Genomic DNA, 26,540 nt, shown 5'->3' with positions numbered 1-26,540 from the left:
CTCCGCGGCAGCACCGGTCCCGCTCCCCTAGCGGGCACGCCGCAGAAGTTCATGGTTGAGATTCGTCCGCCGACGGGTGGGCCCGGACGCCTCGGGTCTCCGGGCTCACCCGGCCCGTTCACCCGAATCGGCGGCGAGTGGTTTCCAGCGTGCAGTCCCGCGCTCCGGCGCGAGACACATCCAGGAGGAGCGTGAACGGTGTTGGAACCGACGAATGACTACCACTCGACCGCAGATCCCGACCCTGGACCGGGAGCAGGCGGGTGCGAGATCACCACCACCGTGCGTGACAACATCGTCGTGCTCGGTGTCAGCGGAACACTCGACATGATGACCGCGCCCCAACTCACCGAATCGATCCAACACGAACTGAGAAACCAGCCCGCCGCAGTCATCGTGGACCTGACCGACGTCGAGTTCCTCGCCTCCGCCGGCATGACCGTCCTCCTCACGGCACATGGTCAGATCGGTGAATCCGCACAGTTCGCCGTCGTTGCCGACGGACCCGCGGTCGCACGACCAATGCACCTGATCGGGGTAGACAAAATCCTGATGCTGCACACAACCCTCGACGCGGCCCTGCAAGCCTCCGCGGTGACGTGACCCGCGAACCGGAACCAGACAAGCCCACCGGCGCACACCAGATGAACCGACACGCTCCGCGCCGAGCGGCGGATTCGGCAGCGCCGCTCAGAGTCTCGGCCACCCGATCTTCCTGCTTTCCCGACAGTGTCTTGGCCCGCGAGCTCGAGACACACGGCGACGACACGCCATGACCACCCATTGCCGGACGACGCTCGCGTCCTACAAACTTCCGAAATCCATCGCCGCCGAGCTTCCGAAGCAATAAGCGAACCTGCGGCGTCGTGCGGCCGATCCGTCGAATCCCTTGTCTTTCCACCGATCCAAACCCGTCGCCGGTATCCTCCCGACCACCTGGCAGCACACGTGACGACGGGTAGGCCAAATATGCGAATCAGTTCGATCAGCCGCCGCGTCGCTGTGATCGCTGCCCTGACCGTCCTCGGCGTATCCGCTGCGACAGGAACGGGATCCGCGCAACCACCGGCTCCTGTTGCATCGCAACCTGTCCCCTCTGCCGACCCGTTCTACCACTGGGATGGTTCGCTCGACGGCAGCGAGCCCGGCGCCGTTCTGCGGACCCGCCCGATGGCCTACGGCGCTGCGAACGTCCCCACGCCCATCACCTCGACACAGGTCGTCTACCGCACCACGAACCAACAGAACTCGCCTGTCACGACCGTGGCCACGGTGCTCCGGCCGCTGATCCCCGGCCCGACGAAATTGATCTCGTTTCACACTGCCTACGACGGGCTCGGGACGGAGTGCGATCCGTCGTACACCCTCAGCGGCCACGGAAACAGTCGAACCGCCACCATCGAAGAAGTTGTCATCACCGGCTACATGGCCGCCGGATACACCGTCGTCGTCCCCGACTACGAGGGTGAACACCTCGAGTGGACGATCGGTCGCCAATCCGCCTACGCAGCACTCGACGGCATCCGCGCCGCGGAATCCGTTCTGAGCCTGGCCTCGACCACCCCGGTCGGGTTGATCGGGTACTCGGGCGGATCGGTCCCAACCCAATGGGGCGCCGAGGTCGCGCCGCAGTATGCACCCGAGTTGAACATCGTCGGCGCCGCCGCAGGCGGGCTCCCGGTCGACCTCGCGCACAATCTTCCCTACGTCAGCGGTTCGAAAGACTGGGCAGGTGTCATCCCCGCCCTGATCGTCGCGTACCAGCGCGCCTACGGCATCGACATCGACGCGTTCCTCTCGGATAAGGGCAAGCAGATCGTCGACGCAGTCCAAGGCAACTGCATCAACGACTTCGCCTCCGACTATCCAGGACTGACCGACACCGAGATGCTGCAACCTCCGTACACCTCGTTGCTCGACATCCCCGAGGTCGTCGCGGCCATAGACGACAACATCATGGGCAGCGCAGGAATACCTCGCGTGCCGATCCTGCTCGGCGTCGGAGACTCCGACGGAACCGGAGACTCGGTCATGGTCACCCGAGACGTCGAAGGACTGGCCCGCGACTACTGCGACCGCGGTGTCGCCGCCACCTATGCCCAGTACACCGGCCTCAACCACGCGGACGCATTCATCCCGTTCCAAGCGCAAGCTGCACAGTTCCTGACCGAACGATTCACCAGCGTTGCGCCGACGAGCAACTGCGCGGTCGTCGGGCCGGGCAACGACCTCTCCCCCACACCGATCCCATGATCGGTACGACTGCATTGAAAGTTGGTGTCGCAGACGGGCGAGGTCGGTGAATCAGGACGTGCCCGTTCGATTCGCGTAGTCCTGGCGTTTCTGAAACTCGACGTCATCCAAGAACACGTGCTCGGCTCCCAATGCGCGCTCCACCGCCTCGGCCACACGCTGAGGCATGAATCTCCTGGCACTCAGGGCAACAACACCGAAGGACCGCGGAACAACGACACGTGGTCGTGGCTTGGCGATCAAACCCACTACCGCCTTCGCGACGTCTTCGGGTTCGAGGTTCTGGAATCCCCTCGCCCGCCCGACTCCGGCAATCATCTCGGTGTTGGTCAGGGACGGGAGCACCACCGAGAAGTGGACTCCACTGCCGCGATTTTCCAACCGGACCGCGTCGGTGAACCCGAGCACGGCGAACTTGGTAGCGGAATAGGACGCGATGCCGGGTACCGGCATTATCGCGCCCGCCGAGGCGATGTTGATGATGTGCCCGCGGCCGCGGGGAATCATGCGTTTCGCCGCGAGCTTGGTGCCCAGCATCATTCCGTGCACATTGACGTCGAGCACCCGTTGCGTGACCGCATCCGGCTCGTCGATCGCCGGACCGACCGCGACGATGCCGGCGTTGTTGACCAAAACATCGATGGGCCCGAGCCGGTCCTCAACGGCGTCGAGGAAGTCGACGAAGGATTGGCGACTCGTCACGTCCAAACCGCAGTGGATACCGAATCCCGACCGGCTACCCGCCTCCTCGACCGCGGATTCGTCGATATCCCCGATGGCGACCTTGGCGCCCAAATCGTGCATCGCGGTGGCGATGGCCAACCCGATGCCACGAGCCCCACCGGTAACCACAACGACCTTCCCCGCAAGCGACACCGACGGCGTCAATTCAGCCTCCTGCTGCCAATCACCAAGGCTCAGTGGTCGCCCAAATTCTAGGCCGAGCTCGACGGTCACAGTCCACGATTGCGTTGCGCGATGTGTGGTTCAACCGATGAGGCAGCCGCCAGCCCCGGAGCGTTTTGCCAGGGTGACTATCTCGAAAGCGCGATCGCCGCTGACCAACGCCTTCGTAACGTCCCAGCGGCGGCCCGGTTCCTCACGGCCCTCGGCTCTGGTGAATCACCAGATGGATTCGCACCTCAGCAGGATGTCAGGCGAGCGTGATCTCTACGGTACCGCGTTGCCGATGGTATGCCCGACCGTGAGGTGCACAGAACGGTGAGGTGCGAGTCCGCTAGCCGTGGACCGAATTATTTTCCGACACAGCGCTTTTCGCGACTTTAGGTCCAGTCGGCACCTTCAATGCCGACGATCGCCGCCATGGGCAATCGAATGGGAATGCTCATTCCGGCCCAAAGGGCATCCGGTTGACGGCACAACTCATTTCAGGCTGTTGGCTGACCGACCATCGGGACGCGATGCCGTCGAAGTGGGCATCGGCACGCTTTCGTCGAAACGGCCGACGGCAACCGACATTCGGTGACACTGGCCGAGCCCTACGGTTTTCAGCCGGGCTGGGGCCTGCCCAGCGCTTCGGACCGCGACGATATTGCGCGCTTCATGCACGAATTCGCGGCGCAACAGCCGGATCGGACTGGCTCACCGGGAGCCCAAACCAAACCCTGAAGATCGCCCTCGCGCTCCATATTTCGCGCGCCAGAATTGCCGGCCGAGCCGACGAGATGATCATGCGCCTACACTCAGCATTGCTGCCAGGTGATCTCGCCGAGGCCGAGAGGACAGGCATGACGAGACCGTTCCGATTCGGGGTCGTTGCCCCGCTCAGATCTGACGTACCGACCTGGCGAGATCGCGCGCGCCGGATCGCCGACAGTGGCTACTCGACGCTGTTGGTGCCCGACTTCCCGCAGATGCAACCGGCGCCCGGTCCCATGCTGGCCACCGTTGCGGCCCTGACCGACCTGCGCGTGGGCACGTGGGTTTACGCCTCCCCGCTACGCCCGGCATGGCTGACCGCGTGGGAAGCGCACTCCCTGTCGCTGCTGACCGAGGGGCGCTTCGAAATGGGCATCGGCACCGGCAGACCGGGAATCGAGGACGAGCTGCGCGACAAGGGGATGCCGGTTGTACCGCCGCCGTTCAAGCGGCTGGCACAGGTTCGTGAGACCGTGCGAACGCTGCGAGAGCTCGACGGCCCCGACCTGCATACGCCCGTGGCGATGGCCGTATTCGGTCCGAAGGCCCAGGCGTTGGCGGCCGAGGTCGCGGACACTGTCACCTTCGTGCTGGGCGATCAGCCTCGGGGCGAAGTCACGCGGCTGGCAACCGATTTCCGCGCTGTCGCGGACGTCGAGCTCGCGCTCGCCGTGCCGGTCATCGGTGACACTGTCGCGCCGCACATGGCGTCCCCCGACACCGACACGGCGGCACTTCGCACGGCAGACGCACTGACCGTGCTGCCTGACGACCCGGCAGCCGCCGCCGAAGAAATCCAGCGGCGCCGAGAGGAGATCGGATTCTCCTATTTCGTCTTCGGCGCCGACTTCGCCGATAGCTTCGCTCCTGTCGTCGCTGAGCTCGCGGGACAGTAGGGCGAGCGCAGTCGCGTCGAAACCAACGCTCCACGACCAGATTCACTTAGTTGCCCGACCCCCAAACGGTGTTTACCCCGTTTATGCACGTCACCGCGCGGTATCCGTGAATCCAGCCGCCTCAACCACGTGCGGAAAGCGCACATCGCACGTGACGCATGGTTCACAACTGGTCCGCAACGCGAGGTGCAGGGTCTCGATACGGCCGCACAGAGCGTTCGGGGCGGACGCGCCGCCCCCTGCGGGTCGCGCCGGCGAGTCCGGCGTGGATGAACCATCCATGGAGACGGCACGGCCGGGGTGACCGCCGCAACTCAGTGATCGAATCCGTGACACCACGTAACGAAAAGCCGGATGGGCCGATGACAGCTTTGACAGAAGCGTCCGGCAACTGTGGGCGCGGTCACGATCGACGCCATGCTGTGACCTGAGTCATTGCCCGAGTCAATCGATACCGTACTGTCACCGCTCTGAAGCATGACTGTTTTGAACAAGCGCCCGCTTTGGGGGTCGGCGTGCTCCACAACGAGAGGTTCCAGAGAGTGCAGAACAGAAAAATGCGTCGGCTATTAGCCGGCGCAAGCACGGCAGCGATAGCGGCGGGTTTCGCCGCGTCGTTCGGCGCCGCGACCGCAGACGCTGCGCCCGTGAACGCGTCGACAACCTCCGGCCAATGGACATTCAACCGGACGATCAGCAACGGCACGCCGGCCCCGGGCGACACGATCACCGTCACCAACGCCATTCGTTGGAACGGTGGTCTGGCGCCGACCATCAGCGGCTTCAAGGACTACCACCCGAGTTGCCTGACCTACGTCGCGGGTTCGTCGCGAGTCACCGGAAGTACCGTCACCACCGCCGTCACTAACTCCACATTGGTGACCATGACGGGATCGTGGATTCGTAGTGCCGTCGACCGCAACATCGACTACAAACTCGACTACACCGTCGGTGCGAACTGTGGCCGTGACCTCGCCCTGACAACGGGTGCCGGCATCACCGCAAACCAGAGCACCAGCAGCGAAAACCAGACTGCGGGTCCGTCCATCACGGTCCCCAAGTCTGCATCGCAGACCACCCTTGCAGCGGTCACCCCGGCCCCCAAGCCCGGCACCGCCTCGACCCTGACGGCCACCGTGCCGGCCGGCGCCACCGGCACCGTCGAGTTCGCCAACAACGGCACCGTCCTGGGCACCGGCACCGTCACCAACGGCACCGCCACCTACTCGTGGACCCCGTCCGCCGCCGACGGCGGCCAGGCGTACTCGATCACCGCCAAGTACCTCGGCAACGCCACCCTCGCGGCATCCACGTCGGCCCCGCAGACCGGCACCGTGGCCGCGGCCGACGTTGCCACCACCACCGCGCTGACCGCGCCGGCGACCGCGACCGAGGGCCTGTCGGTGGACCTGTCCGCCACGGTTTCCCCGGCTGAGGCCGGCGGCACCGTTGAGTTCTTCGACGGTGCGGCCTCCATCGGCACCGCGCCGGTGACCACGGGTGTTGCGACTCTCGCGCACACGTTCACCGGAGTGAGCGCGCACAGCATCACCGCGGTGTACAGCGGCGCAACCGGATTCATCGGCTCGACCTCGGCTGCCAGCGTGATCGACGTGTCGGCGGCTGACGTTGCCACTACCACGGCGCTGACCGCGCCGGCGACCGCGACCGAGGGCCTGTCGGTGGACCTGTCCGCCACGGTTTCCCCGGCTGAGGCCGGCGGCACCGTTGAGTTCTTCGACGGTGCGGCCTCCATCGGCACCGCGCCGGTGACCACGGGTATTGCGACTCTCGCGCACACGTTCACCGGAGTGAGCGCGCACAGCATCACCGCGGTGTACAGCGGCGCAACCGGATTCATCGGCTCGACCTCGGCTGCCAGTGTGGTCGACGTGTCGGCGGCTGACGTCGCGACCACCACGGCGCTGACCGCGCCGGCGACCGCGACCAACGGCCAGGCCGTGTCGCTGTCGGCGACCGTGTCCCCGGCTGAGGCCGGTGGCACCGTGCAGTTCAAGGACGGCGCGACCGATCTCGGTGCCCCCGTCGTCGTGACCGGTGGTGTTGCCACCCTCGATCACACGTTCACCGAGAATGGCGCGCACAGCATCACTGCGGTGTACAGCGGTGGGACCGGATTCCTCGGTTCGACCTCGGACGCCAGTGTGGTCGACGTGTCGGCGGCTGACGTTGCCACCACCACCGCGCTGACCGCGCCGGCGACCGCGACCAACGGCCAGGCCGTGTCGCTGTCGGCGACCGTGTCCCCGGCTGAGGCCGGTGGCACCGTCCAGTTCAAGGACGGCGCGACCGATCTCGGTGCCCCCGTCGCCGTGACCGGTGGTGTTGCCACCCTCGATCACACGTTCACCGAGAATGGCGCGCACAGCATCACCGCGGTGTACAGCGGCGCAACCGGGTTCATCGCCTCCACCTCGGCGGCCAGTGTGGTCGACGTGTCGGCGGCCAACGTTGCCACCACCACGGCGCTGACCGCGCCGGCGACCGCGACCACGGGCCAGTCCGTGTCGCTGTCGGCGACCGTGTCCCCGGCTGAGGCCGGTGGCACCGTGCAGTTCAAGGACGGCGCGACCGACCTCGGTGCCCCCGTCGCCGTGACCGGTGGTGTGGCGACCCTGCCGCACACGTTCACCACCGATGGTGCGCACGCCATCACCGCGGTCTACAGCGGCGAAGGCGTCTACGGTGCCTCCACCTCGGCGGTCTCCACCGTCACGGTGAGCACCCCGGCACCGGAGGACGTTGCCACCACCACCACGCTGGACGCGCCGGCGACCGCGATCACGGGCCAGTCCGTGACGCTGTCGGCGACCGTGTCCCCCGAAGGGGACGGCGGCACCGTTGAGTTCTTCGACGGTGCGGCTTCCATCGGCACCGCGCCGGTGACCGCGGGCGTTGCGGTCCTCACCCACACGTTCACCGCAGCGGGCGCGCCCAGCGTCACCGCGGTGTACAGCGGCGCCACCGGATTCCTCGGCTCCACCTCGGCGGCCAGCGTGATCACCGTGACCGACCCCGCACCGGGTGACGTCAACACCACCACCACGCTGACCGCGCCGGCGACCGCGACCACGGGCCAGTCCGTGACGCTGTCGGCGACCGTGTCCCCCGAAGCGACCGGCGGTACCGTCCAGTTCTTCGACGGCACCAACACGATCGGTGGACCGGTGACCGTGGTCAACGGTGTGGCGACCCTGTCGCACGCCTTCACCACCACCGGTGGCCACTCCCTCCACGCGGAGTACAGCGGCACCACCGGATTCATCGCGTCGAACTCGGACGCGCGCGTGATCACGGTGTCGGCCTCCACCACCCCGGGAGGCACCGGTTCGGCCTTCTAACCGGACCGATCTCGTGGACTGAATAGACACGGCAGCGGGTGCCTTCAACCGAAGGCACCCGTTGCCGTCTCGCCATAACGACGCCGTCACCCCCGCGCGGTGTTGGTTGCCATCGGCCGCCGTTGACACGAGCTGCTACGTTGAAGCTTGCGTCAAACACCCGCTTGATCGACATGAAAAGTTCGGACTATGGACGATTCGAATCTCGACCGATGGTGGTTCTGCGTCAAGCATCAGCGCGCCGAGCACGGAAACCCGTGCGGCACCTCCGAACGACTGGGCCCGTTTCCCGACGAAGCGACAGCCGCGAGAGCGCCGGAAATTGCGAGGGCCCGTACCGCGGCAGCGGACGCCTACGACGAAGACTCCGGCACCTAGAGTCCGGTCGGTGTGCCTGCGTTTGGCTCACTCGCGCTGTGCGATTGGGCTGTCCTGAGGTTCTGTCCGCCTGGTCGTGAGATTCCTACCCGTTTCGATGGAGGGATCTCCACTCGTGTCGATGATGTATTAACCGCAATTCCGGGAGCGCACAGTCGCTCTGATCCTCGACGAGGGTAGGCGCGTTGCCGACGTGGCCCGCGATCTGGGAGTCACCGAAGCCAGCCTGTACCGGTGGAAGCAGCAAGCCCTCATCGACCGAGGTGAGGCACCTGGCACCTCATTGGTCGAATCGGCACAAAAGGCGTTTCCCGGTTGTCACGGCCTTGACCGGGCAAGCAATCAGTATCCACACCGCCTGCCGTGTGCTTGGAATTTCCAAACGCGGCTACCCCCACCATCGCACCCGACCGCCCAGCCAGCGTCGGCTGCGCCAAGAGATGCTCGCCGAGACCATCAAGGCCCTCCACGCCGCGTCGCTCGGCTGTTATGGCGTGCGCCGGATCCACGCCGAACTGACCATCGCGATGGACATCGAGGTCTGGTCCGGGAAACTGCACTCGGTTATAAAAGATATTGTTGTTCAGGGCCTCTCGGGCAACCGGAAACGCTACATCAGCAAGCAGGACATTGCCACACATTTCGATCCGATCAAGCGGAACTTCGCCGCTGAGCGGGAGAATCAGCTGTGCCGCAACGACATCACCGAACACCCCACCCGGGAGGGCAAGGTCTATCGCTGCGCGGTGATCGGCGCATACCCCCGGCGAATCGTGGGCTGGGCCATCGACTCCGGGCAAACGGCGTCGCTCGTGCTCACCGCGCTCGACATGGCCATCGCGGCACGTTCACCCAACCGGACCGTCGTTCACAGAGACCACGGCACCCAGTCCACCGCCTGGGCGTTCAGCCGCCGCATCACCGATGCCGGCCCGGTCGGCTCGATGGGGACCATCGGCGATGGCTACGACAACGCGATGATCGAATCCTTCTGGAACAGAATGCAAATCGATCTCCTCGACCGGAAAGGTGGAAACCCGCAACGAGCTCGCCAACGCGATCTTCGACTACATCGAGATCTTCCACAACCGGCAACGTCGGCATTCCGGCCTCGGCTGGCTCACCCGGCAGAGTTCGAGAGAACCAACCAGCACCTACAATCGGTGTCCTGACTCTCGCAACCGGGCGGACAACAACCTGGGACAGCCCAAGCGGCATCAAACGCGGGACGGTTCAGCTTTCGCGGGCGGGCTGAACCGAATCGAGTAGCGGACTACGCGCGAATCCTGGCGCGATCCGTTCGATTCTGTGGTCGACCTTCAACACGGGATCGAGGAGCGAACGATGAAGCAAGCTATCGCAGGAGTCGCCCTCGGGTTCGCAGCCGTCGCAGCGCTGGCGTTGCCAGGCGCAGCCGGTGCGGACCCGGCACCGCCGGCGGGCTACGAGAACTGCACCGCGGCGTGGAATGCGGGAGCGGCACCGCTGCACCGCGGCGATCCGGGGTACGCCCCGAGGCTGGACCGTGACAACGACGGCATCGCGTGCGAGCACGATCCGCGTTAATAGACCGCGAGCCTCGAGTAGCTCAGCTCTTTGGTCGACGCTGAACATGCCCTGTATCGGAGATATTCTGTCGTGATCCCCAAATGGTCCCCAAGACCGGGACCCGGCAACGCAGAAACACCGTCTGACCTGGTCGGGCTGACAGGAGTTGAACCTGTATGCCACCCTCCCCCGCACCCCGTCTGATCGGCCCGGATATCATGGTATTCAACGCCTTTCGCCCATCCTGTCAGCCACTGCGATAGGCTGCGATTGCACGGATTGGTTGGCTGACGGCACGCTGACGGCACGGAGGACACGATGGCAGGGAAGACCGGCAGGGCGTTCGGTCGATTGAAGAAGCTGCCCTCGGGCCGGTGGTGGTGCTCCTACGTCGGACCGGATGGAAAGACCTACATCGCTCCCAACACGTTCTCCACCAAGGGCGCGGGCGAAGGATGGTTGTCCGCGCGCCGCCGTGAGATCGATCTGGGCACCTGGCGGGCAGGAGCGGTTCAAGGGCGTCACGCTGCGCACCTACGCGGACACCTGGATCGAGCAGCGGGATCTGCGGCCACGGACCCGCGTGTTGTACCGGGGACTGCTCGACGGCTTGATCTTTCCCAGCCTCGGGGACGCCAGCCTGGTGGCTCTCACATCCGAGACGGTGCGCGGTTGGTATTACGCCCTCGACCCGTCCACGCCGACCCGCCGTGCGCATGCCTACGGGTTATTGCGGACCATCCTGAATTCGGCGGTGGCCGACGAACTGCTCGACCGCTGCCCCTGCACCATCCGTGCCGGTGCCAGCACCAAGCGCAAGCACGAGGTCGTGGTGATCACCCCGGCACAAGTCGATGCGGTGGCCATGGAAATCCCCGAGGAGCTACGGCTGGCGGTATACCTCGCGGGTTGGTGCGCCTTGAGGTTCGGCGAAGCCTTCGAGCTGCGCCGAGGGGACATCTCCCCCGACTGCTCGACGGTGAGCGTCACCCGCGCAGTGAGCTACCTCGACAAGCGGTTCCAGGTCGGTCCACCGAAGACGGTGTCCTCGATCCGCACGGTGAGCATTCCGCCTCACATTAGGAAACTGGTACGCGAGCACTTGAGCAACTTCGTCAAGCCCGAGCAGGACTCGCTGCTGTTCTCGCGGAGCGACGGCACACACGTCGGACATCACCACTTCTTGTATCCCTGGCACCGGGCCACCCGCCTGGCGAAGGTGGAGGGTCTGCGCTTCCACGATCTGCGCCACGTCGGCGCAACCATGGCAGCGCGTGCCGGGGGCACCACCGCCGAGATCCAGGCCCGCCTCGGTCACACCACCAATGCGGCTGCCGCGAGGTATCAGCATGGGACCCGCGTGCGGGACGACGCCCTGGCGAAGAAGATGTCCAAGCTGCGGTGACGACGTTGTAGGTTGCCATCAATTGCGTTGTGGCGTAGCGATATTCGTTAGGAGCAAGTTGCACCCACTCTCGTAACCGCGTACTCTCGTCGTTGGCCCACAAGCTGCATCATCAACATCAATCGTGTTGGGGTGCGGCTATTTTCATGCCCCGCTCGGTTGGTGATCAACCGAAGGGGAGCCATCATGGCGAAGACCGCCGCGCTACGAGTCGAGAATCTGCCAGCGCCCGAGCCAGGACAGATTCTCGTCAGCCTGGAGACCGCCGCCTCGGCAGTCGATGTCAGTCACTGGCTGCTGCGCAAGAAGATCCGCGAGGGCGAGTTGGAGCCGTTCCGCATGAAGAACTCGCCGATCATCCGGGTTCGGATCGCCGATGTAGTTGCGCTGTTCGAGGCCGGGTCCGGGCCTTCCGATTACTCCGACGAGGTTCACCAGGAGCAGGCCCGCAAGGAGGAGATCCGCAAGGAGCAGGCCCGCAAGCGTGCCGCGAAGGCCCGCCAGATCAAGCGGGACCGGCTGGATGCCGAGAAGGCCGAGGCCGACCGGTGAGCACCATCAAGCAACTCCGCGCCCGCGCCCAGGAGCACGGTATGGGGATCGAGTACGACCGGGAGTACCGGTGCTACTGGATCGACCTCGTGGCTCACTACATCGACGGTGGCGACGATTTCTGCCGAGGGCTGTACGGCACCGGCGAGATCGAGGTGGCACTGGACCGGGCCATCGCCGAGATCGAGGCCCAGCAGGCCGAGTGGGACGAGTGGGACGAGGGGGCGGTCTGATGCCCCGGTGCGCGTGCTGACACGACCACGACGAGCACGACGAGACCTGCTGCCCGCGCTGCCGCCGGATGTATATCGAACAGCGGTGGTGCCACCGGACCTGTGCGGTGGTGCAGGACGCCGAGGACACCGACGAGGAGGTCCAGGCCGACGAATACACCGACGAGGAGTGCGGCGAGTTCCTCGAAGTGCTGGCGGACTACGTCGATTCACTCGGCAACACCGACCGTGTCGAGTTCGTGGACAGGTACCTCCAAGATCCGATCCAACGGATCAGAAACTCGCGAGACAACGCAGACTTCGCGGTCACGATGTGGGACATCGGAAGCAGAAGCGCCAATCCGTGCGAGGACGCTCGATGACCCCCGGACACGGCGGCGGCCCCCATGACCAGTGGGGGCCACCGCAACAACTCCAACACCGAGACCGGACGAACCAGGCAGATGCGAACCGACTTGAAAGGACCGATCATGGTCGATACTAACGACATCCAAGACCTGTGCCTATATCTGGACGCCGTCTACGACGGCCAGGAGGGCAAGCTCCACTTCGCAATCGGCGGTCAGCCGTACCAGACCGAGGAAGGTCGCTACTCCCACAGGAAGTGGGTGCCCGGTTTCTTCCACTGGCCCGACGACTCGACCGAGATCGCCGGGGAGATGGTAAAGGCCGCCAAGGTCGGGGATCTGTTTCTGTGCCCGTACCTGATGACCGGCGAGAGTCGGGCCAAGGGTCGGTCGTTGGCGCGGGCGCTGGTGCATGCCGAGATCGACACCGAGATCGATACAGATTGTGTGCTGTCCCTCAACGGGTTTGCGGTCGCCAGCGGGACCACCGGACATGCCCACATCTACATCTACGTCCCGCTGACCGAGTCGGTGCCGGTCCATCAGCACGAGCAACTGTGTCGGGTGCTGGGAGAGCGGTTCGGTGCCAAGGACTTCAAGGTCGCCGACAACGACGTGCTGCGCCCACCGGGATCGCTCAACCACAAGGCGACCGTGATGAACGGCGGCGGTGGTGAGCCGACACAGGTTCGTTGGCTGGTGCGGCCATGACCATCCGAACCGAGCCGACCGCGCTGGCCGCGCTGCTCGGCACCGAGTTGACCGACGAGCCGGTGCGGCGCTCGCGGGCGCAACCCAATGGGCTGTCGGACTCGTCGCAGTGGGTCGGCTGGGACGACGGTGCCGAGGAGGTCAAGAGCCTCCGACTCCGTTACCCGCGTGTGCATGCCGCGCTGAAGGCGGACAGCGGAGACCGATCCGCCGACACCATCCGCCTCATCTACTGCTGCCGTGCGAACGGGCTGACCGCGAACCAGACCAGGTGGGTGGTCGGGCAGCGGGAGGACTGCGCCGAGCGGCTGACCGAGCGGTTCGACCGCAACGGCGACGACGACTTCGAGCGGTGCTGGCAGCGGGCCGAGGGTGCCGACGACGAGGAGGACGAGAACGTGTCCGATACCAATACGACGACCGGCACCAAGGACAAGACGAAGCCCAACCGCCAGGGCGCGGCCTACAAGATCACCGATGTCCTGGCCGAGGACATCGAAAGTGCTGTTCCCCAGTGGGGTTGGACTTACGGCGGCAAGGCGCCGATGCTACGGCGGAGCAGATTTATGAATGGTCGCGAGCGGCGTGGCGGGCAGGCACGCACCGAACCATCCCGAACCTTCCGGTACTCGTATTTGCTGAGGACATTGTTCGCGCTGTTCACCGGGTCGAGCGATGGGAACCGGCGCATGACGAGAACGGACGGACTAGACCGAAGTTGTGGGTCTATACCGGCTCGCCGGACCCCGAACTGGAGAAGACCTACGTCGGCAAGAGCCTCCGCTAGATCCGCGTAGAACGATCAGATGGAAAGTGGCGGCGGCACGGCTGGCATCCCTACCCATGACGCGCAGGGTCGCTGACGATGCGCCCGATGGATGAATGGCAGCCAAACCTACAACACACCAGCACAATGGCTTTCGAATCGCTTCGGGCACGTCCGCGTACCGGAACCAAGGACCGAGGAGTGTCATGTCTGGGCATCGGCATTTGCCGTCTGCAAGTCGGCCACGGGATCCCGGGACGCTGCCGCGCGGTCGTCAGCCTGGTGATGGTGGCGTGGCGGGATCCCTGAGTGCTGCCGGGCAGCATGGTGGCGGGATCCCTGGACGGCTGCGCGACGCGACCTAGTTCCTGTTCAGGCCGAACCTTCGCGACATCAGCACGTTTTTCCAGTAGCTCTCGCGCTCGAGCACGTGCTCGTCTGTGGTTCGCATCGACCAGAACTCGAGGAGCGCAAAGCGCAGATTCGCCCGCGCATAGTCGGCCCCCTCCTGGCCGACCAATTCACGAAGCGCGGCGTTGCCGCCGTGCAGCGAATCGACGTACACGCACCAGCGTGCCCAGATCCCGGTGTCGCCGCAGGCCGAGCCGACGTAGGGCTTGCCTGTTTCCTCGTCGTGAATGACGTAGACGCCCTTCATGTGTTGCAGCGCACCGCGCCAGTCCCCCCAGTCCTGCTTGACGGCGACTTCCAGCACACCGAGGGTGTGGTTGATCTGGTCGTGGCCGGGAAAGGGTTCACCGGCGTACGGCAGCTCGAGGACGGACACGACCCCCATCCGGTCCAGGTAGGTCTCCATGTTCAACCGCACGGCCCGGCCCGACGGTTTGAACTGGACGACGAGACGCTTGATAAATGCGCCCATCAGGTCGTCCCGCAGGACGATGTCGTACGAGCCTTCACCCGGAGTCGGGCGACGCCCGGTCACTTCGAAGACGCCACCGAACAGCCAGTGGGTCGGATTACTTCTGTCTCGGGCGAGCGAGCAGATGAACTGCCGGTTGAAGTCGTCGCGGGTGCCACGCCACCGGTTCCACCCCACCCACTCGTCCCAGGATCGTGAAAGAACATCGATCGGATGGTCCGTGCCGTCCCACACCGCGCAGTGAAGCTTGCACGCCGTCGGGTCGAGGTCGCCGATCAGGCTCCTGAGAGGTATCGCCGCCACGGATGCGAGGCTACTTGTGGCCAGCGGATCGGAGGTTGGCTTTGCCGGGCCGGGGTACGCGGACCCTCAGCGGGTTTGCCGAATCAACAGCGTAGAGAGGCGGACTCTCCCGGCTCAGGATGGACATCGGTGCAATATTGATAAATTGCTTCCGCCGTTATGTAGAAGGTGATGGCCGCCGCTCCCACGCCAAGGGCGATGGGACCCCAGGGAATAACCGCCGGATCCGGCGACCCGTCGGTGCTGCCGTCGTGAGTGTCGTTACCGGACACCGCCGCAAGTGGCGTCAGGTCCTGGCCGGTCTCCGGTGGTATGTCGATGACGCCGAACGCCGCGTTGAGTTGACGCAGGCAGTCGGCGGCGCGTGGGTCGGCGATCAACGCCGGAAGTACGTACCCGACGTGTTCGGCTATATGCGGAATCAGATCCCGAGACGCAGGCGTGGGACCCGATTGGACATGTTCGCCGATGAGCGTTTGAAGCAGAGCCACGTCCTCGGACGAGAGTGCCGTCATACCCACCTGAGTGGTCTCGACAACCCGCTGCGGATCGACAATCCATTCGTTCTTTGTCACGTTTTCCTTTCCGGTGCTAGGTGATGTGGCCAAGCTACCGCCGCTTGCGCGCCAGTTCCGGTAATCGGCGATATGGGTATCTGTACTCGAGTCTGTCACCGTGGCCGAATCGACCAGAGACGCCGTGTGGGACATGATGCCTGGCCGGAAAGCATCCCGAGTCAGCGTCACTTCGGCGTTCAACGACGTTGCCGACGTTGATCAATGGCCCGCAATGCTCGACTGGCTGCTCGATCAAAATGTGCGCTTCAGGCGGGCGATCGAGGCGGTCGGAGGAATTGGATCCCTCATCTGAAGCCCGAAAGGTCTGTGTGCACCAAACCCCACAAGAGGTCGACGAGGCCATCCGTGTAACTCTCCTGCTCAACGAGCAATAGGCTGCTCGCTATGGCGCGTGGCAGGGCTGACATTGCAAACACCGCACTGAGAATCTTCCTCCAGGAGATGGGTGCGGAGTACGACAAAGAACGGGGTCTAACCCCATACGGGGGCCGCAACGACTTCGCAACCGTCAAGGAGTTCTTCGACGGAAACTGCTGTTATTGCAACGCAGCACCCGCCACCGCACAGGACCACCTCATTCCGATGAACAAGTCCAGCCTCGGTCTCCATGCGTGGGGCAACATCGTTCCAGCGTGCAGTCCTTGCAACGCCGCTAAGCAGGGTCGCGACTGGAAAGACTTCATGATTCAGCAGGCCGGTGCGGAGGCAAGTGACCGGTATACCCGTATGCAGGCATTCCTCGGAAAATATGGCTACAAGCCCAAGGGCGACTTAAGGGATGTCGCGGAAGCCCTCTACGACGAGGTCGGCGTCATTGCAATGGCACTCATTGCTTCAAAGATCAAAAGGTTGTCGGACAAGCTATGACTTCGCGAGTTCGAGCTTGGTGTCCGTGGACCGGATCGCCGCCTTGCGTGAGCGGCCAGCGCGGGAGATGTGATCCGCCATGTGCCCATTCTCATGGCAATCCTGACTGTCGGCGCGGTTTGGCATGCTGGGGGCATGCAATTCGGTCTCGATGCTCTGCCCGAACGGACTTGGCCAGCACTTCGGTTCGGCGAGCCGTGGAACGGCTGGGCCACACCTGTGGTCAGTCGCGACGTGCTCGATCAAATGCTCGCGGCCAGCGGTGAACCCCACCGATGGGAAGGCAGCGGCCTATGGCTCGGTACGCCAGCCATCGACGTTCAGCCGGGACAGGAACCCGAGTTCTACGAAAGGGTCCGGGCCTCGGGCGACGGCAGCTACGACCTCGGGCAATTGGGCTGGACATTCGTTGCAGTTGACGCGCTGTGATCGCCACCCGCGAACGGGCCGGGATTGTCCTACGTGGAACTACTTTGACAAGTGGTCGTGGAGTTCAACGCCGCCGGTAGGCCATCCGAAGCAGCACGTCGAGAACCCAGATCGGCGCTGGCCTCGTGCGGGATCCCGGCCTCGGACCGTAGGCGCGACGGCGATCGGGCCGGTGGCATTTGTCCGGTCCCGCTCAGTCCGGTCGATCAATCCCGTCGCCGGATGGACAACTGGCAATTTCCGTTGCTTGGGCTGGGTCAAGTTGTCGGAGCGGGCACATAGAGTGCGCGCCTATGGCACGGAAGCAGACGGCCCGAACCGTTGTTGAGGGGTTCCTGCTGCGAACCCGAAGGGTGCTGGCTCATTCTCTGATCCGAGAGCAGGCCGCCGTGATGTCGAAGCTGCACTCCGGCGAGTTCACTCTCCTTGTCACGGTTGACAGGAAGACGGGTGATGAGACGCACCGCATCCAAGCCGAGTACCCGCCAGAGGAGGCCCTGGAGTCGCTCGCGAGCCGGGTCCGACCGCTGATCCTCCGCAAGGAACCGATCTACTACGAGAAAGCCCTCAATGCCCTTGAGGAAGTCGTCGGGGCCGACACTCTCAGCGACGAGATCGACCTGGCTTGGTGGCATGACTATTGGCGTCAGGTGATCGACGCCAACCTGGCCGCGCAGGCTTACTGGGTGGAGACACCGAGCGGGTCGGTCACCGACCGAAAGCTGATGTACGCCTGGCTATACGGCGATGTCATCCATGCGCAGTCGCCTACCGCGCCCGCCATTCGCGACCTCGATATTGACCACCGGTACTACGCCGCCGCCCCTGGGATCGCACGTATCTGTGACCGCGTGATCTACACCCAGATCATGATGAAAGGTCTGATTGACAGCGGGCTGCTGGTCGTCGATCCCGAGGTGTTGACAAGCAATGTGGCTGTGACGACGACCAGGCTGGACGAACCCGTTCGGGCATTTACCGCGCCGATCGGTACACCGGTGCCCGGTCACCCCAGTCCCGGCGGCCTCGCTGCGCTCGATCCTGCGGTCTGGAGATCGCCGGGTGAGGACATCTGCGAATTGGGCGGCACCGCCGACTAGTTCATTCCGATGGCATCCGCCTGAGTAGGAGTCGAGAGTCTCAGGCGGATAGCGGCTCGCCGCGGGAGAGGTAGCGGTACACGGTGGCGCGGGAGACGCCCAGCATCTTCGCGATGTCGGTGGCTGTGATGCCCTTGTCGCGGAGACTGCGGGCTTTGGCCGCGTCGGCGTCGTCGACCTTGCGGGGACGTCCACCCTTCCGCCCGTTAGCGGCGGCAGCGGCCAGCCCGGCGCGGGTGCGCTCGATCATGGTGTCGCGCTCGAGTTGGGCGAACGCGGCCATGATCGTGAGCATCGCCTTGCCCATCGGACCCTCGGTGTGCAGACCTTCTGTCAGGCTGCGGAATCCGATCCCCCGTGATGCAAGCGCATCGATGACTGCGAGTACATGTTGGGTGTTCCGTCCGAGTCGGTCGAGCTTCCAGACGGTGAGCACGTCGCCTTCGCGGAGATGGTCGAGGCAAGCATCGAGACCGGGTCGAGCCGAGGTCGAACCACTGACGCCCTGATCGCGGAACACGCGGTCAACTCCAGCCTCACGCAGCGCATCGACTTGAAGCTTCATGTTCTGGTCGGCGGTCGACACCCTTGCGTACCCAATAACTGCCAACTACCGCTCCTGTCTCATAATCCCGTTCTGATCTGGGTTTTGATACTACCAGGTTATGAGACTGGTTTTCAAAACACTCGGCGGCGGGGTTCCGCTAGGTGAGGTAGCGATGGCCCGCGAGTCGTCGCGATCGTTTTCGAGACAGGCGGACCAGATCCTAGGAGCGGCGGTGCCACGTCTGGGTTCCGCTGAGAGAGGAATGCGCTGCGTCGGCTTCACTCTCAGCGGGTTCACCCATGAGTGCATAATTTCCAGATGCACTCATGGCTAGCGCCGCTAATTGCCGGGGCTGTCGGCTGGTTCGCCGGTTGGTATGTCGCGACTTCCGGCAGGCTGTCTATGGTCCGCCGACACAAGAACTCGGTCGAAGACGGTACCAGTGCCGAAATCCGAGCACACATGACTCAAATCAAGGCAGATTGTGAGTCGCTGCTCCGCGACATTCACCGTCGCATATTGGTCATGGATATCGCTGGAGGGGTATTGCCAGCCTCCATATCGGGCTGGGACCGACTGTTTGCGATTTGTTCAAATCTAGGTGTCGATGACGGATGGGATCCGGTCAGGAAGAGAGTCGACAAGGTTCTCGTTTGCCTGTCTGGCCTGCGGTCGAACCACGGCATCGCAGTAATGCACGACCACGAAGCTGCCGGTGGGAGGAACCATCAAGACCAGGACTACACCCTTCTGACTGCGTCCATATCAGAGACAATCGCCCGCATTGAGGCATGTTTTTGGGCATTGGATAATCGTCCGCGCCGAATCTGACCCCAGGTGCCGGGCCGAATATCTGGTGATTCCATCACCCGGCTAATTACCGTCCTGCGCACGCGACAACGCTACCGCGCCGGAAACTGTCAGGAAGAACGCGTCGTGCAAGACGTCGGCTAAATAGCAACAGGAATAACCGAATGCCGGTGAGGATCGGCCCCGATAACGAGTTGCCGGAACTGCCGTGCAGTCGGACCCACAACCCCGCCGCGCCTCCAGGGACGCCGCGCGCGACTACGACGATTACCGTCAACCGAAGGATGACCACCCAATCGCACGTTTTCCTAAGCCGCTCCGAAGTCGCCGAACATCTCGGTCTGGCGGGGGTGAAGTCCCTTGCCTCGGATCAGCCTCCGTCTGATGCTCAGATCGGCGTACACAAGGGTTGGCTGCCCTTGACCATAGACGAGTGGAACCCCGATCCCAGGATCTGGTTGGCGGGTCGGCGATAGTGATGGTCCGCTAAGAGACGCCAGGTTGTGGAACGAGGTGGGTGCAACGTGTCGGAGCCGGGTGACATCCTTCGAGCCGTGTCTTCCACGATCAACGTTCGACTCGTCGAGTGGAACGTCGCCATGTCCCTCCACCGCAAGGCCCACCTGCTGGCTAGCTTGAAACCGACGATGGCGGTCCTACCCGAGTCGGCCAACACTGCCTCGACGCGAACTGCGCTAGAGGCGATTGGGGCGAGTTCCGTGCAATGGATTGGTGCCAACCCCAACAAAGGTTTGTCGGTCGTCGCCTTCAATGGTTGGCAACTTCGCATCGATGACGGCTACGACCCCGGCTACCAGTGGGTCATGCCGGTGCACCTGACCGGGCCAGCGAACATCCGGATTCTTGCGGTGTGGGACATGAACCACAGAGGCAGCGGGCATCCATCCGCAAGAAAGATGGGAGCCTGCCGCTCCTCGCTCCCGCACTATGAAGAGTTCCTCTCCGGAGATGCAGACCTCGTCCTCATCAGCGGCGACTTCAACAACTCCGTGTACTGGGACAAGCCCACCAAGCGCGCGAAGTTCGGCGACTTCATGGACCAGTTAGAGGTGCGGGGGTTCGTCAGCGCCTACCACGTTCACCACGGATCTGCGCGTGGAGCAGAGTCGCACCCCACGCTGTGGTGGATGAAGAACGCGGACACGACATACCACATCGACTACACCTTCGTGTCCCCATCCGATGCGATTGAAGCCGTCGCGATGGGGGCGCATGCAGACTGGATCGCTCACAGCGATCACAGCCCCATGACAGTGGACCTTCGTCTACCCCTACGTGCTCGCCGAACTCGACCGCAATAACCTGCTCCAGGCGGAGGCCGAGTCGCGCTGGCGGCTGGTGGAGTCCATATGGGATGAAAGGCGCTCTACGGGAGCGGTTCTGCGCGTGGAGTACGACCGCCCCAGCGAGATGATCGTGCGCGGCATGCTCGATCATCGCCGCAGCATCACCTGGGTGCGTCCGTCGCTGAGCGGGTACCAGGCCAGCCGATGCTTCTACTGCGGCGCTCCGGTCACGCCGCTCCTCGGCCTCGAACACTCCGCCGACGTCGACCACTTCTTCCCCCACATGTTGATGAGTCGGGGACTGTTCCTAGATCTGGACGATGTCTGGAACCTGGTGCTGGCCTGCGCGGTGTGCAACCGAGGTCCCGATGGAAAGTTCCACCAGTTGGCGCACGGCGACTTCCTGGAGTCGTTGTTCCAGCGCAATGAGCGCCTGATTGCGAGTCATCATCCACTGCGGGAGGCGATGATCGCCGCGACGGGCCGCACACCCATGGCGCGGCTGGAGTTCCTGCGGTCGGTCCACAGCCGTGCGATTGACTATGCCCTGCCGATTGGAGGCCACCACTGTGACCAAGTGCAACTCGTTCGGCGACTTGATCGCCCCTTTTGATCGCGTCCGCGATACCCGCCAGCAACGCGATTCCATCGAGGATCGCGGCTACTCCTCGGTATGGGCCAGGCGTTCGGGCCGACGACGTCGTGATCGGCGACCGTGTTGAGCGGACGCTCATTGGACCGTCCCCTTTGGTGCTCCGATGGCTGCCGAGCAAGGTCGCGAGGCGGTTGACCAGGGCTTAGCCCTCCGCTCGCTCGAAGTCGACGACGACGGATCCCTCGCACCTGGCTTGGCCCGATCATCTCGTAGAGCAAAACCACCTCGTAGGGCAGTATCTACTAGTAGTAGACAATCTATATCTATCGATGTAAGCTTCGTTCTCAGCACACACCGCAGCGAGAGGATCGAACATGGCCCCGAAGCTTATTCAGCAGGCTTCCGCCCCGAAGGCAAACCTGACCGTCAGTCGACAGAAGGCAGCAGAACTGCTCGGCACAGCGGACGCAAGCGTGCAGTTCCTCCTCGACTCGGGCTACCTGCCCGATCTCGACGCGAGCCGACTACTCACGATGGCGAGCTACCCACTGCTCTACTCGGACGGCAATTACCCGGTCTTGCAGCAGGCACTCTCAACCGGCATCGCACCGGAGCCGTACCTCAACCGAACCAAGATCGGCGAGAGCGCCACGCACTCCGACGCAGAATGTGTGCTCGCAAACCAAGGTGCATGGACCAACTTCCGTGACGCCGATGTCCTTGCCGCACGGTTCCTTCCGGTGACACTGAGGAAGTTCACAGTCTCGGTCCTCCATGTCACCGGCTTAGTCGGACACAACGGCGACCGGACCGTCTACGACGCCACCCTCGCTGGACGCGTGCGCGAACTTGGCAGATCTGAACTGGACTTCATCGACCCCAGCCTCTCGGCTGCGGACCAGGAGATCGTTCGCACGCTGCTGACCTCTCGCAGTACGTCGAACGTGCCCGGCCCGTGCGGCAAGCTCAAGACTCTCTGACCGCTCCGGTGCCCACAGAATCGTGACGGCCCGCGAGCAGTAAGAGATGCATCGACCCGCCTGACTGGCATCGGCGCTGCGTCTCAGCGGTACGCCACACCAGGCATCTCAATACTCGTCGTCGCAGCCGTCGGGTTCGAAAGCCTCGTTGTCTTGCTGATGTTCGTCAGATTCGGCAAGCTCAGGCTGATCGGCCAGATCCAACTCGTCGAGAATGTCGCCCCACATCGACTGCGGGACTGTCGACTTCACCGCATCGACGACTTGATAGAACTGCGACTTGATCCGGGTCAGGTCGGGTTGTCCAGCACGAGAATCGACAAGGGCCTGGAGTCGGCCCGCCGAGCCGGTGAAGGCGGCACGGACTGCCCCGGCGACTTCGCCTCGCCCTTCGTGCGCCCAAACCGCAGCACCGTCTACCTCGCCGCCGTCACCGACCGTTACGACGTGCAGCGTGAGCGGAGACCTCGCGTGCCTCTGGTTGTCCGCGCTCGGGAGGCGGGGACGACCGCGTTAGCTGCTTCCGAACTTCGGCGGCTTGGGTGTGGTGGTGGTCGGTGTGGTGGTGGTCGGCGTGGTGGTGGGCGCGCTCCTGTCGAGCTGGATCACCGACACCGTGTTCGAACTCGAGTTGGTGACGTAGGCGCGGGTGCCGTCGGGGGTGATCGCGACATCCCTCGGATCCCCGCCGACCGGGATGGGGGTGCCGGTGACCGTGTTGGTGGCGGTGTCGATCACCGACACCGTCCCGGCGGGGCTGCCGTCGCCCTGGTTGGCGCGGTTGGCGACGTAGGCGCGGGTGCCGTCGGGGGTGATCGCCACCCCGAGCGGGCCTTGTCCGACGGGGATGGGGGTGCCGATGACCGTGTTGGTGGCGGTGTCGATCACCGACACCGTGTTGGAGACATTGTTGGTGACGAAGGCGCGGCCGCCGTCGGGAGTGATCGTCACATGCCACGGGTTTGTGCCGGGGACGGGGATGGGGGTGCCGGTGACCGTGTTGGTGGCGGTGTCGATCACCGACACCGTGTTGGAGAGCGCGTTCGTGACGTAGGCGCGGGTGCCGTCGGGGGTGATCGCCACACCGGCCGGGTTGCGGCCGACGAGGATGGGGGCGCCGATGACCGCGTTGGTGGCGGTGTCGATCACCCACACCTTTCCGTCCCCTGCCACCCCGCCGGTGACGTAGGCGCGGGAGCCGTCGGGAGTGATTGCCACACCGGACGCGAAACTGCCGGGGTTGAACTGCGCCGTGAGGGTGTTCGTGACGGTGTCGATCACCTGCACAATGCCAGAGTCGGGGTAGTTGCCGCCAGCGACGTAGGCGCGGGTGCCGTCGGGGGTGATCGCCACACCGGACGAAGGGTAGCCGAGGGAGATGGGGGTGCCGGTGACCGTGTTGGTAGCGGTGTCGATCACCGACACCGTTCTGGAGGCGCCGTTCGTGACGTAGGCGCGGGTGCCGTCAGGGGTGATCGCCACACCGGCCGGATTAGATCCGACCGGGATGGTCGTGACCACGCTATCGGCCCACGCAGCGGGCGCGCCAATGCGTGGCGCGATGATGAGGGCCAGCGCGCCGAACGCGACTGCGAGAAGAGCGACAGCGCGGTAGCGCATCGGATGTCCTTACGGATCGAAGGGACTGCTGCACGATTCGGGTGACAGGTAGGAAGCGCATTGGCTTCCAATTCTGTCGATCCCGCAATGCAATTCGGTCACGCCCCGCGATTGTTACGGTTTGGTCCACTTTGTGTTGCGATGCGATCTCCGGTGAATGTCCGTCCGTCGAGTCCGTACGGTCAGCGCTACGCGCTCGGCGGGTGGCACATCGGCTCGCCCCTAATGGACCAGCACATTCCCTTGCTACAACGACTCGGCGAGCAACCCGGCGACATCTCCCGACCCAGCGGCGGCAGGCACGGTGGCGAGGGACATAGCGCCTCGACCTCGGCTGATGCTTCCATGAAGGGAGATTTCCCAACAGTTGGGATTTGCCCAGAAGGGAGCTGATCATGCGGGTGAAATTGACCGAGGTCACGGGATTTCGGCAGAAGCGCGGCACTACCTGGCCAGCGGCTGGAACCCGTACGCACCGGCGCTGCGGACGCTGTGCGGGCGCAGGTGGCGGGAGCGATTCTTCGTACTTAATAGTCCGGTCGCGACAGCAACTCGATAGGTGTCCTACACCCCGCTATCCCTCCAGCGCCGCCTTGAACTCCTTGACCAACGTCGCGTTCCAGTAGGCCACTTTTCCAGCAAAGCTGATCGTCCTCGATCTCGAGGACGCAGTGGTACCCGAACGCAAAACGCGGGCCCGCGAACACGTCGGCGAGTGGCTCGGAGCAGGACACGAATGCGCAGTCCGGGTTAATGCTGCCGGCACGCCATGGCATGCAGCGGATCTCGCGGCGGTAGCCAGGCACCCGTGCGCTGTGATGTTGCCCAAAGCCGAGAACCCATCTGTCCTCGCGGCTGTGGCTTCACCGCTCATCGCGTTGATCGAAACGGCGCGAGGCGTACTAGCGGCCCCCGACATCGCCTCCGAGCCAGGCGTGCACCGACTGGCCATCGGCACCTCGATCTGGCGGCGCAACTCGGCGTCGATCCGAGTGATCGTGACGCTGTGGCAGGAGCGCGTGGCGCCCTCGTACTCGCATCGGCGGCTGCAGGCATGCCCGGGCCTATCGACGGCGTCACCGGCAACCTCGACGACGACACAGTGCTGACGTCCGACGTCCACTATGCGCGTCGGATCGGATTCAGCGGGAAGTTGTGCATCCATCCGCGGCAGGTCCCCGTCGTCACTGCGGAAATGAGGCCCACGGACGTCGAGGTGGAATGGGCACACGCGATCATCGGCGCCTCCGCCGCGGGCGGTGTCGTCGTCGTCAACGGTCTGATGGTCGACAAACCGGTCGTCGATCGTGCACGCAGAATTCTTCGCCAAACCCAACTACCACTCCCCCGATGAATGGAGCCGATGTGTCACAACTGTTGCTGGAGAACCGAACCGCTGTCATCACCGGTGCCGCGCAGGGCATCGGATTCGCTATCGCCGGGCGATTCGTGGCCGAAGGCGCCCGTGTCGTGCTCGGCGATCTGGATCCCGACGCAGTCGAACTGGCCGCCAAGTGCCTCGGGGGCCCGGAAATCGCCATCGGCATTCGTTGCGATGTCACAAGCTCGGCGGACACCGACGCGCTGCTGACGGCCGCGGTCGACACGTTCTCATCGGTCGACGTCATGGTCAACAACGCCGGCATCACCCGCGACGCGACGATGCGCACGATGACCGAGGAGCAGTTCGACCAGGTCATCGACGTGCATCTGAAGGGAACATGGAACGGCACCCGCAAGGCGGCAGCGATCATGCGTGAGCAGAAGCGTGGCGCGATTGTGAACCTGTCGTCGATCTCCGGCAAGGTCGGCCTGGCCGGCCAGACCAACTACTCCGCGGCCAAGGCCGGGATCGTCGGATTGTCGAAGGCAGCCGCGAAGGAACTCGCCCACCACGGTGTTCGGGTCAACGCGATCCAGCCCGGCCTCATCCGTACTGCCATGACCGAGGCGATGCCGCAGAAGATCTGGGACCAGAAGATGTCTGAAATCCCGATGGGGCGCGCCGGCGAAGTCGCCGAGATCGCCTCGGTCGCACTGTTTCTCGCCTCGGACCTTTCGTCATATATGACCGGCACCGTCCTCGAAGTTACCGGCGGAAGGTTCATGTAGGAGCGATGTGGGAACCACACACGGTCGTCACACACGAGACGATCGATCCGGGACCGAGCGCTGCGCTGGCGTCGTTGTTCGACAACGGCCGGTCTCGTCCGAGATCGGTACCGACGACCATCCGGCTCGCGGCACGTTCCTACCGCCCGTCGACCTGCCGCGGTTTTGTGGTGGTCCCGGCTGGGATCGAACCAGCGACCTTCCGCGTGTGAAATGGACAGAACACCAAGTAGTTCCGGAATCCCCAGGTCAGACCGGACGCATCACCTCCAATTGGACCAACTGGACCGGCTCATCCG

General features: G+C 64.2%; 28 protein-coding genes, 1 tRNA gene and 3 pseudogenes. 25 read left to right on the top strand and 7 right to left on the bottom strand.

The genetic code is table 11. The features are described from left to right. Nucleotides 1-198 precede the first annotated feature (198 nt). Both OG921_RS13075 and OG921_RS13070 read left to right on the top strand, forming a co-directional pair. On the top strand, nucleotides 199-603 hold the full coding sequence (locus tag OG921_RS13075; protein ID WP_266112899.1) for an STAS domain-containing protein: 405 nt from the start codon (nucleotides 199-201) through the stop codon (nucleotides 601-603). A 366-nt stretch (nucleotides 604-969) separates the two neighbouring features. After that, nucleotides 970-2,253, top strand: coding sequence for a lipase family protein (locus tag OG921_RS13070; RefSeq protein WP_266112898.1), 1,284 nt, complete (start codon nucleotides 970-972; stop codon nucleotides 2,251-2,253). Nucleotides 2,254-2,304: 51 nt separating this feature from the next. Here the strand turns inward: OG921_RS13070 and OG921_RS13065 are convergent, their stop codons facing one another. After that, nucleotides 2,305-3,141: an SDR family oxidoreductase gene (locus OG921_RS13065; protein WP_266112897.1), complete on the bottom strand. Its 837-nt coding sequence runs from the start codon at nucleotides 3,139-3,141 to the stop codon at nucleotides 2,305-2,307. Between the two features lie 860 nt (nucleotides 3,142-4,001). Between OG921_RS13065 and OG921_RS13060 the strand changes: the two genes are divergently transcribed. From OG921_RS13060 to OG921_RS13010, 13 genes and pseudogenes are all read left to right on the top strand, one after another. Then, the gene (locus tag OG921_RS13060; RefSeq protein ID WP_266112896.1) at nucleotides 4,002-4,808 is read left to right on the top strand and encodes an LLM class flavin-dependent oxidoreductase; all 807 of its coding nucleotides are present in this window, start codon (nucleotides 4,002-4,004) and stop codon (nucleotides 4,806-4,808) included. Between the two features lie 647 nt (nucleotides 4,809-5,455). Then, nucleotides 5,456-8,170 carry an Ig-like domain-containing protein gene (locus OG921_RS13055; RefSeq protein ID WP_266112895.1) on the top strand — a complete coding sequence of 905 codons (2,715 nt, stop codon included), beginning with the start codon at nucleotides 5,456-5,458 and terminating at the stop codon, nucleotides 8,168-8,170. 189 nt (nucleotides 8,171-8,359) lie between these two features. Further along, nucleotides 8,360-8,548, top strand: coding sequence for a hypothetical protein (locus OG921_RS13050; RefSeq protein WP_266112894.1), 189 nt, complete (start codon nucleotides 8,360-8,362; stop codon nucleotides 8,546-8,548). A gap of 145 nt (nucleotides 8,549-8,693) precedes the next feature. Next, nucleotides 8,694-8,828 (top strand): annotated as a pseudogene (locus tag OG921_RS26710) (transposase); the annotation flags it as partial. Further along, nucleotides 8,812-9,564: pseudogene (locus tag OG921_RS13045) on the top strand (IS3 family transposase); the annotation flags it as partial. The pseudogenes OG921_RS26710 and OG921_RS13045, both read left to right, overlap by 17 nt. A gap of 13 nt (nucleotides 9,565-9,577) precedes the next feature. Beyond that, on the top strand, nucleotides 9,578-9,817 hold the full coding sequence (locus tag OG921_RS26705) for an IS3 family transposase (RefSeq protein ID WP_353962098.1): 240 nt from the start codon (nucleotides 9,578-9,580) through the stop codon (nucleotides 9,815-9,817). Between the two features lie 156 nt (nucleotides 9,818-9,973). Further along, nucleotides 9,974-10,114: pseudogene (locus tag OG921_RS13040) on the top strand (excalibur calcium-binding domain-containing protein); the annotation flags it as partial. 457 nt (nucleotides 10,115-10,571) lie between these two features. Beyond that, complete coding sequence (locus OG921_RS13035; RefSeq protein ID WP_266112892.1) at nucleotides 10,572-11,501, top strand: site-specific integrase; 930 nt, start codon at nucleotides 10,572-10,574, stop codon at nucleotides 11,499-11,501. Between the two features lie 186 nt (nucleotides 11,502-11,687). Further along, nucleotides 11,688-12,053 (top strand): hypothetical protein, encoded by a 366-nt coding sequence (locus OG921_RS13030; RefSeq protein ID WP_266112891.1) that lies wholly within the window; start codon nucleotides 11,688-11,690, stop codon nucleotides 12,051-12,053. Beyond that, nucleotides 12,050-12,286, top strand: coding sequence for a hypothetical protein (locus OG921_RS13025; RefSeq protein WP_266112890.1), 237 nt, complete (start codon nucleotides 12,050-12,052; stop codon nucleotides 12,284-12,286). Before OG921_RS13030 ends, OG921_RS13025 begins: the two co-directional genes overlap by 4 nt. A 68-nt stretch (nucleotides 12,287-12,354) precedes the next feature. After that, nucleotides 12,355-12,648: a hypothetical protein gene (locus OG921_RS13020; protein WP_266112889.1), complete on the top strand. Its 294-nt coding sequence runs from the start codon at nucleotides 12,355-12,357 to the stop codon at nucleotides 12,646-12,648. A 108-nt stretch (nucleotides 12,649-12,756) separates the two neighbouring features. Beyond that, nucleotides 12,757-13,344, top strand: coding sequence for a hypothetical protein (locus tag OG921_RS13015; protein WP_266112888.1), 588 nt, complete (start codon nucleotides 12,757-12,759; stop codon nucleotides 13,342-13,344). Beyond that, entirely contained in the window at nucleotides 13,341-14,141 is an 801-nt protein-coding gene (locus OG921_RS13010; RefSeq protein WP_266112887.1) for a hypothetical protein, read from the top strand. The genes OG921_RS13015 and OG921_RS13010 overlap by 4 nt, the downstream gene beginning before the upstream one ends. 330 nt (nucleotides 14,142-14,471) lie before the next feature. On the opposite strand, the gene OG921_RS13005 is transcribed toward OG921_RS13010, so the two are convergent. Next, nucleotides 14,472-15,296: a GIY-YIG nuclease family protein gene (locus tag OG921_RS13005; protein ID WP_266112886.1), complete on the bottom strand. Its 825-nt coding sequence runs from the start codon at nucleotides 15,294-15,296 to the stop codon at nucleotides 14,472-14,474. Nucleotides 15,297-15,379: 83 nt separating this feature from the next. Beyond that, a complete protein-coding gene (locus OG921_RS13000) occupies nucleotides 15,380-15,871 on the bottom strand; it encodes a hypothetical protein (protein ID WP_266112885.1) in 492 nt (163 codons plus the stop codon). 100 nt (nucleotides 15,872-15,971) lie between these two features. Here OG921_RS13000 and OG921_RS12995 point away from each other — a divergent pair, with 100 nt between their 5' ends. The 4 genes from OG921_RS12995 to OG921_RS12980 all read left to right on the top strand — a co-directional run bounded on the left by OG921_RS12995 (nucleotide 15,972) and on the right by OG921_RS12980 (nucleotide 18,270). Next, nucleotides 15,972-16,166: a DUF4268 domain-containing protein gene (locus OG921_RS12995; RefSeq protein WP_266112884.1), complete on the top strand. Its 195-nt coding sequence runs from the start codon at nucleotides 15,972-15,974 to the stop codon at nucleotides 16,164-16,166. A gap of 92 nt (nucleotides 16,167-16,258) precedes the next feature. Then, nucleotides 16,259-16,741 (top strand): HNH endonuclease, encoded by a 483-nt coding sequence (locus OG921_RS12990; protein WP_266112883.1) that lies wholly within the window; start codon nucleotides 16,259-16,261, stop codon nucleotides 16,739-16,741. A gap of 69 nt (nucleotides 16,742-16,810) precedes the next feature. Beyond that, entirely contained in the window at nucleotides 16,811-17,170 is a 360-nt protein-coding gene (locus tag OG921_RS12985) for a hypothetical protein (protein WP_266112882.1), read from the top strand. 293 nt (nucleotides 17,171-17,463) lie between these two features. Continuing rightward, nucleotides 17,464-18,270, top strand: a complete 807-nt coding sequence (locus OG921_RS12980) for a hypothetical protein (RefSeq protein ID WP_266112881.1) — start codon at nucleotides 17,464-17,466, stop codon at nucleotides 18,268-18,270. Between the two features lie 40 nt (nucleotides 18,271-18,310). Here the strand turns inward: OG921_RS12980 and OG921_RS12975 are convergent, their stop codons facing one another. Then, a complete protein-coding gene (locus OG921_RS12975) occupies nucleotides 18,311-18,880 on the bottom strand; it encodes a recombinase family protein (protein WP_266112880.1) in 570 nt (189 codons plus the stop codon). Nucleotides 18,881-20,181: 1,301 nt separating this feature from the next. On the opposite strand from OG921_RS12975, the gene OG921_RS12970 reads away from it, so the two are divergent. From OG921_RS12970 to OG921_RS12960, 3 genes are all read left to right on the top strand, one after another. Further along, nucleotides 20,182-20,949 (top strand): endonuclease/exonuclease/phosphatase family protein, encoded by a 768-nt coding sequence (locus tag OG921_RS12970; RefSeq protein WP_266112879.1) that lies wholly within the window; start codon nucleotides 20,182-20,184, stop codon nucleotides 20,947-20,949. Continuing rightward, a complete protein-coding gene (locus OG921_RS12965) occupies nucleotides 20,924-21,547 on the top strand; it encodes an HNH endonuclease domain-containing protein (protein ID WP_266112878.1) in 624 nt (207 codons plus the stop codon). The genes OG921_RS12970 and OG921_RS12965 overlap by 26 nt, the downstream gene beginning before the upstream one ends. 356 nt (nucleotides 21,548-21,903) lie before the next feature. Further along, nucleotides 21,904-22,509, top strand: a complete 606-nt coding sequence (locus OG921_RS12960) for a transcriptional regulator (protein ID WP_266112877.1) — start codon at nucleotides 21,904-21,906, stop codon at nucleotides 22,507-22,509. A 108-nt stretch (nucleotides 22,510-22,617) separates the two neighbouring features. On the opposite strand, the gene OG921_RS12955 is transcribed toward OG921_RS12960, so the two are convergent. Both OG921_RS12955 and OG921_RS12950 read right to left on the bottom strand, forming a co-directional pair. Continuing rightward, nucleotides 22,618-22,761, bottom strand: a complete 144-nt coding sequence (locus OG921_RS12955; protein WP_266112876.1) for a hypothetical protein — start codon at nucleotides 22,759-22,761, stop codon at nucleotides 22,618-22,620. A gap of 261 nt (nucleotides 22,762-23,022) precedes the next feature. Then, nucleotides 23,023-24,129: a YncE family protein gene (locus OG921_RS12950; RefSeq protein ID WP_266112875.1), complete on the bottom strand. Its 1,107-nt coding sequence runs from the start codon at nucleotides 24,127-24,129 to the stop codon at nucleotides 23,023-23,025. A gap of 671 nt (nucleotides 24,130-24,800) precedes the next feature. On the opposite strand from OG921_RS12950, the gene OG921_RS26610 reads away from it, so the two are divergent. From OG921_RS26610 to fabG, 3 genes are read left to right on the top strand one after another with little or no spacing between them, the layout of a single operon-like run. Continuing rightward, the gene (locus OG921_RS26610; RefSeq protein WP_323182773.1) at nucleotides 24,801-25,238 is read left to right on the top strand and encodes a hypothetical protein; all 438 of its coding nucleotides are present in this window, start codon (nucleotides 24,801-24,803) and stop codon (nucleotides 25,236-25,238) included. Then, nucleotides 25,136-25,483: an HpcH/HpaI aldolase/citrate lyase family protein gene (locus tag OG921_RS12945; protein ID WP_266112874.1), complete on the top strand. Its 348-nt coding sequence runs from the start codon at nucleotides 25,136-25,138 to the stop codon at nucleotides 25,481-25,483. Before OG921_RS26610 ends, OG921_RS12945 begins: the two co-directional genes overlap by 103 nt. Next, nucleotides 25,480-26,241 (top strand): 3-oxoacyl-ACP reductase FabG, encoded by a 762-nt coding sequence (fabG, locus tag OG921_RS12940; RefSeq protein WP_266112873.1) that lies wholly within the window; start codon nucleotides 25,480-25,482, stop codon nucleotides 26,239-26,241. The genes OG921_RS12945 and fabG overlap by 4 nt, the downstream gene beginning before the upstream one ends. Before the next feature lie 168 nt (nucleotides 26,242-26,409). On the opposite strand, the gene OG921_RS12935 is transcribed toward fabG, so the two are convergent. Further along, nucleotides 26,410-26,530: transfer RNA gene (locus OG921_RS12935), tRNA-OTHER, on the bottom strand. Between the last annotated feature and the right edge of the window lie 10 nt (nucleotides 26,531-26,540).

Origin of the sequence: Aldersonia sp. NBC_00410, from assembly GCF_026342035.1 — a bacterium.
Lineage (GTDB): Bacteria > Actinomycetota > Actinomycetes > Mycobacteriales > Mycobacteriaceae > Aldersonia.
This window is presented reverse-complemented; position numbering and strand designations above follow the sequence as displayed.

Coding starts and splice junctions, on each gene's coding strand:
- OG921_RS13070 (WP_266112898.1), top strand. CDS start 970: ATGCGAATCAGTTCGATCAGCCGCCGCGTCGCTGTGATCGCTGCCCTG.
- OG921_RS13060 (WP_266112896.1), top strand. CDS start 4,002: ATGACGAGACCGTTCCGATTCGGGGTCGTTGCCCCGCTCAGATCTGAC.
- OG921_RS13050 (WP_266112894.1), top strand. CDS start 8,360: ATGGACGATTCGAATCTCGACCGATGGTGGTTCTGCGTCAAGCATCAG.
- OG921_RS13030 (WP_266112891.1), top strand. CDS start 11,688: ATGGCGAAGACCGCCGCGCTACGAGTCGAGAATCTGCCAGCGCCCGAG.
- OG921_RS13020 (WP_266112889.1), top strand. CDS start 12,355: ATGTATATCGAACAGCGGTGGTGCCACCGGACCTGTGCGGTGGTGCAG.
- OG921_RS13015 (WP_266112888.1), top strand. CDS start 12,757: ATGGTCGATACTAACGACATCCAAGACCTGTGCCTATATCTGGACGCC.
- OG921_RS13010 (WP_266112887.1), top strand. CDS start 13,341: ATGACCATCCGAACCGAGCCGACCGCGCTGGCCGCGCTGCTCGGCACC.
- OG921_RS12990 (WP_266112883.1), top strand. CDS start 16,259: ATGGCGCGTGGCAGGGCTGACATTGCAAACACCGCACTGAGAATCTTC.
- OG921_RS12980 (WP_266112881.1), top strand. CDS start 17,464: ATGGCACGGAAGCAGACGGCCCGAACCGTTGTTGAGGGGTTCCTGCTG.
- OG921_RS12960 (WP_266112877.1), top strand. CDS start 21,904: ATGGCCCCGAAGCTTATTCAGCAGGCTTCCGCCCCGAAGGCAAACCTG.
- OG921_RS12950 (WP_266112875.1), bottom strand. CDS start 24,129: ATGCGCTACCGCGCTGTCGCTCTTCTCGCAGTCGCGTTCGGCGCGCTG.
- fabG (WP_266112873.1), top strand. CDS start 25,480: ATGAATGGAGCCGATGTGTCACAACTGTTGCTGGAGAACCGAACCGCT.